This is a genomic window from Brumicola pallidula DSM 14239 = ACAM 615, assembly GCF_000428905.1.
GTDB lineage: Bacteria > Pseudomonadota > Gammaproteobacteria > Enterobacterales > Alteromonadaceae > Glaciecola > Glaciecola pallidula.
The window spans coordinates 483,824-489,883 of record NZ_KE386815.1 but is presented as its reverse complement, the minus strand read 5'-3'; the positions used below and the strand labels follow the sequence as shown (position 1 = coordinate 489,883).

Below are 6,060 nucleotides of genomic sequence, written 5' to 3'. Positions count from 1 at the left end.
AACCCAGTGCTTAGGGGATTTACTAACTACTTCAAAATAGCGAATATAAGCACTATATTGAAAAGATTAGCAACATGGATAAGACGAAGACTGCGAAGCGTACAACTTAACTTGTGGAAGAAGGCAACAAAGCTACATCGCCGACTAAAACAACTTAAGTATGAGCCTCCTTTTAAGTTTATTGACTTGAGTTCATGGCGCAATAGCGCCAGTCCTCTTGCAAGTTATGCCATGCCAAACTGCTGGTTCGACGAAATAGGGTTATATCCCGTAGGCGAAGTGAAAACAGGTGTTCTTGCTTCTAATTACTAGAAATAGTAGATTGCATGAGCCGCATACGAGGTCCGTATGTGCGGTTCTGTGAGAGGGATGAGGCATAAGCCTCACCCTGCTCGATATTGTCAATTTGAGAGCCTTGCGCCCATAAATTATAACGCCTAAAAAACTAATATTTAGTCAGTAGCTGCAATTTCGCTATTATTAAAGCACCGGTTATCAAACCAATCAATCAACTCACCATAAAACTGCATTTTGTGCTCATAATATAATGTATTAGAGAAATGGTCTGCACCTTCAAGTTCAGTATATTTAAAGTCGGTTGTATACTTTTTCAAAGCGTCAACGAACGTTCTACTGTGCTTAACTGGAACTCGTTGGTCGATATCCCCATGTACAATATAGATAGGGATATTTACATCTTTAACATGATCGATTGGGTCAATTCCTTGAACCGTTGGTGCTTGGAATACTCGCAAGTAACGACTGTTATTGATACTAGACAACACTCTGTCTAAGTCGCCAACACCCGCCCCAGCTACAGCGCACTTATAAATATTATTTTTGCGCAAAGATGCAACAAAAGCGGCATAACCACCGTAGCTCCAACCAAACATACCTAGTCTGTCTTCATCGGCCAAGCCTTTTTTGACTAACCACATTGCAGCATCGTCAAGGTCGTCTTGCATTTTTTTACCCCATTCTCCATCACCCGCTTTCCAAAGTTCAAGACCAAAGCCTTGTGAACCTCTGAATTGGGGCTGAATAACTAAGTAACCATTGTTTGCAAGCATTTGTGACCAAGGGTCAAATATATTGATGTCCCTTGCCCATGGCCCGCCATGCGGGTGAACGATAGTAGGGAAAGGACCTTTGCCCTGCGGAATAGTAACGTACGCAGGAATGACCAAGCCATCTCTGGCTTTGTATTTAACATACATCACTTTAGCTAACTTGCTTTTATCAATAAGAGGCGCAGTATCGCCAATTAAACTCAGGTCTTTTTTATTCATTAACAAATAATAAGTACCCGGATTGCTGTCGCTCTCAGTGTATATTACCATCGCATTATCATCTTCTGAACGACTAGATAAACGAACAAATTCTCCTGTGAATTGGTCTTCAATTGCTTGATACAGGCTTGCTTCTTTAACCGCAGCTTCTGTACTGCTTAAGAAAAAGCGAGTTGGGTGCTTTGCTGTATAGGAATAACCTAAAAGCTCACCACGATTTGCTAATTTTTGGCTTGTAATTAGACCGTCTGTGTCAACTGTCTCTAAACCAAATAATCGCTCCGAGAATTTTTTGGTTTCAATATTATAGCTGTATATACCCGCAGTATTGCGATCCAGCGTTGCACTTACCATAATTTCATTCGGATTTTCTACAGATAAGCCAAGAAAATCAAATACTTCTCTATTTTCTGGTTTGTTTTGATGTATCAATTCCCATTCGTCTGAACCTTTTGCTCTAACATATAAATTAATAGCAGATGCTGAAATATCGTAACCAGTACCGGCTCTCACATCGCCATCAAAATCGGTAAGGAATCCGCCACTCACCTTTTCGTTTCCACGATAAATAGTGCGTGTTGAACCCGTATTTATATTATATTTTATAACATCTGTTTTACGATCATCATTGATGTCATAACTTAGTAGTATATGCTCAGGATCTGCAATCAATGTTGAGATAATACCATAGTTAGTAAAATTCTCTTTTGCGAAAGGAACTAGCCATTTACCGGTACCATCGGCATTAACAATTGCCCTTTTAGTTACCCAGTAATTCTCATTCCCATCTTGGATATTTTGACGAAAACTGACCATGATTTTTTTATTGTTTAACCAAAAAAAACTAGTTAGTTCCATTTTATCAGCAGCAAAAGTGACCGGTTCCGTAGTCATATTGTCAGTTGGCCTAACTTCCAATATGTAGTCGCCCCGTTTGCTAGTGGCTTTCATGTAACCAATGCTTTTACCGTTATTACTTAACCTTACAGACTTGATTGCAGCCTCAATTGCAAATGCTTCAATTGGCATTTTTATCGATGCTGGCTCTACTTTAGTAACGTTGTCTTCGGCTATTGCATTTTGCACAATCAGCAGTGAAGCAACGCTAAACAAGCCTATTTTAAAAAAGTGTCTCTTTAACATTATCTTTCTCACTTGTAAAAAAAAAGACCCTCGGACTAAAGCCCAGAGAGTCCTTTATATTAAGTAACGCTGCTAATTAAAACGAGTAACTAACCGTTCCAAATACAGTTCGACCAAACAAGTCATAGCCAACACCCAACGGAATGTTACGAGTAGAGAATACACCTGAGTCATCAACTTTCGGTGGAGCTTCGTTGAAAACGTTTCTAACACCTACAGTGACAGCCCAGTTGTCTTGACTATAGTTGATTGAAGCACTGTGCGTGTAGTAGCTAGCGGTGTAATACACAGGACGACATAAAACGTCTAAACCATCGCAAGGAGCATAAGTGGCAAAATCGTCTGGCTCATCTGCTTCACCTTTACCTATGTAACGAGTGGACCAGTTAAATCTGAAATCACTATACGCTATTGCTAAGCGGGCACCTCCTCTCCACTCAGGAAAAGTAGGCTCACCGAAGTTGTCATCAAAGTCACCCAATATATCCTGCTCTGCAGATTTGAGTTTGGTAGCTTGCACATCTAAAGACACGCTTAGTTCGTTTTCACCAACAACGAAATCTTGTTCATAGTAGATATTGAAATCCGTACCTTCAGAACCTTCAAGACCGATGTTAATGAATGAAGCATTAATAGATTGCAGTCGATTAGTCGTGGCATCACGATTAATACTGCCACAGAACGCACTTGAACCGTCAGGACGGTCAATGTTGTTGTAACAATTATTAACAATGAAACCACCACTTGGCTCAGCGACACTGTCAGTGATACGAATGTTATACCAAGTTGCAGATAATGTTAGGTCAAATGCGTCAGTAAACGGTTGTTCAAATATGAAACCATAGGTTTCAGATACTGACCGTTCAGCGGCTAGTGTTTCAGAACCACCCGTGCTTACTTCTGTAGATGTTCCCGCTTCAAAACGATCTTGCGTGTCAGTTTGAAGGCCAAGAGACGTGGGGTCAATACCGTTAGCGGAGCAAGCAGTAAGAATACGTTGTGCACGTTGGTCTTCTGCTGCATCATAAGTTTCGCTTGAATTAATATCTAGTGGATCAGAAATTCTCGCTGCGTTAGGAACAACACAAGGGTCCGATAGCGTTGCAAAACCAGACGTCCCGTTTAAGAAACGTTCACGTAGGTTCGGAGCTCGGTAAGACGTACCACGCGTTCCTCGAATTGTGAACCATTCTGTCGGACGGTAGATAGCTTTTAAGCTAAACGTTGTTTCGGGATCATAAAAACTCTCGTCAGTCCAACGACCAGATGCCGTTACAGTTAGTTCTTCAGCCCATTTTTCGCCTCGTAACAACGGCGCTTCAGTTTCAAAGAACACTTCTTTCAAGTTTCTAGAACCGTCAGCACCTTCATCGGAGAAGTAACCCCATAACAAGCCTTCGGCAGCTACTGGGTTGGCATCTGTAATGATTTCGTCTTTACGGAATTCAGCACCAAGGACTAAAGGCACTATTTGATCATTCCAAGGCAACGTAAATGCATCACCCGTAATATAACCAGATAACATTGTCTGCTTAACTTCAGTTGAAATTTCACGGCTATCAAACAGGTATGCAGTTTCAGCGCCAGTTAATGTACCGCCACCCTCTTGATAGATGTTAGACGAGAATAAGTTTACCGGTACGCAACCATCTGAACCGGTACCACAAGTGATTGAACCATCAGCGTTACGAACAGAAGTATCCAAAGAATTCAATAGATTCGCTTCATTAATACCGATGATGCTGTTATCGCCTTTAGACGCGCTATAAATAGCAGATACTTCATATGTCCAGTTGCCTTCACCGACGTCTGCCAGTATGCCGAGGTTACCTTGCACACCACCGACTAAACGATATTGAGAAACATCAACAACGTTTTTGTCTCTATCCCCTCTAATACTGACAATTGGTTGTACGTCTTGTGAACCGTACGGGAAGCCAACACCAGCGCGGCAATCTATGCCGTTTTCAATGTCTGTACCACATGGGTTAAATGGATTTTCAGCGCTAACGGATTCAAAAAATTGACCACCTGGGCTAAATACGTTTGTGTCACGCTGTGCATAAAGTGCCTCATAGAAGATACGCGTGTCATTATCATCTTGCAGCAAATAGTCACCGTTTGCATACAGGCTCAAACGTTTAAGCGGGCTAACCCAATCTCTTGAATTCACATAGTCGGAACGTTCTAACGAATAGTACGGGTCTTGGAAATTAAAATCTAAGAAACCATCCCCGTTACCGTCCCATATTGCATTATCGATAATGCCATCACCGTTAGTGTCAACTTCAGTAACGAAACCTGGGAAGAACGCTGCGTTTCCTAAGCCGCTTGTTGAATCACTCCAGTTTGGAATGCCGATGTTCGTAGAACCTTCAGTACGGTAAACACTGCCGAAGAAAGGAATACTCATACGATTTGAGAGCGGAAAAATATCACAAGCATCAGGCGGTGTCGTATTTGGACCAATACCACGGTAATCACCGTAAATGTTACCATCGTCGCCTTCATAGACAAATTCTGTACACTCATTAACGTACTCACTTTCGGCGAAAGTTTGCGAGCGACGCTCATTATACTCAGCAGCAATGTTAAATGAATAGTTGTCACCTGACATGCCGTACATTGCTGACAAGATAGTTTGTTCACCACCCTCGTTTGGTGCGGCTAATGTTGCTTGAAAGTCAAAACCTTCTACGTTTGAACGTAATATTACGTTGGAAACGCCCGCGATAGCATCAGAGCCATAAACCGCAGAAGCACCATCGAACAGGTTTTCAATGCGGTCGATGAGTACCGATGGGATTAGATTCAAATCTGGAGAGGTAGGTGCACCACCCACACCAGCAGGAGCAACTCGGCGTCCATTGATTAGCACCAGTGTACGAGCAGCACCAAGACCACGGAAACCAACTGTTGCGGCACCCGGGCCGTTATCTAGTACAAAACCAGAAAATGTGTTGTCAATTTGTTGGCCCGCACTTTGTGAAGCTGATTGCAGCATTTCGCTTGTATCAAACATTCCCAGTTCGCGCGAAATGTCACCACTAATAATTTGAATTGGAGAGGCGTTTGAAAACTCTTCACGCTTTAGACGCGAGCCAGTAACGGCAATACGTTCAACTACTTCCTTGACTTCTTCGTCTTCTTCTTCAAGCAAACTATCAGTTTCCTGAGCGTATACGTTTGGGGCTGCTAAGCATCCTAGAGCGACTAAAACCGCTAAAGATACTTTGTGCAACTTAGTATCGTTACTTTGATTCATGTTGATTCCCTGTTACCGCTTTATAGCGATTAATATTATTGTTTTATCCCAAAAGATATTTTTTGGTTTAAATGTGCAACTTTTGTAATTTCCATGTGTCCTATGCAATGAATGACACCAGTTTCTCTTATAATTTGGGAAGCTTTTGCCATCGCGAAGAACAGACAGATAAAACAGTCGCTTTATCTACGCGGACTAATCTAATCAATGTGGTATGAACAGTCAAACTTCTATATTCAACATTATTGTGCGTTTTTTAATCGAAATCACGTATTTTTTTTAGAATATAGTTATGAAAATAAAAATAGCTAATAAAAACAAAAAGATAAAAAGTGTTTAAATGGTCTGAATTCTTTACAAAAA

General features: G+C 41.4%; 3 protein-coding genes. 1 reads left to right on the top strand and 2 read right to left on the bottom strand.

The window, feature by feature from the left end; translation table 11 throughout:
• Positions 1-312, top strand: a 312-nt coding sequence (locus tag G399_RS0116145; RefSeq protein WP_026843811.1) for a group II intron maturase-specific domain-containing protein, incomplete at its 5' end; no start/stop codon positions are given.
• A gap of 140 nt (positions 313-452) precedes the next feature.
• Here the strand turns inward: G399_RS0116145 and G399_RS0116140 are convergent.
• Together G399_RS0116140 and G399_RS0116135 are read right to left on the bottom strand one after the other, a co-directional pair.
• A complete protein-coding gene (locus G399_RS0116140; protein WP_006013907.1) occupies positions 453-2,432 on the bottom strand; it encodes an alpha/beta hydrolase family protein in 1,980 nt (659 codons plus the stop codon).
• Positions 2,433-2,508: 76 nt separating this feature from the next.
• A complete protein-coding gene (locus tag G399_RS0116135) occupies positions 2,509-5,697 on the bottom strand; it encodes a TonB-dependent receptor domain-containing protein (RefSeq protein WP_006013909.1) in 3,189 nt (1,062 codons plus the stop codon).
• Positions 5,698-6,060: the final 363 nt, after the last annotated feature.

Coding starts and splice junctions, on each gene's coding strand:
- G399_RS0116140 (WP_006013907.1), bottom strand. CDS start 2,432: ATGTTAAAGAGACACTTTTTTAAAATAGGCTTGTTTAGCGTTGCTTCA.
- G399_RS0116135 (WP_006013909.1), bottom strand. CDS start 5,697: ATGAATCAAAGTAACGATACTAAGTTGCACAAAGTATCTTTAGCGGTT.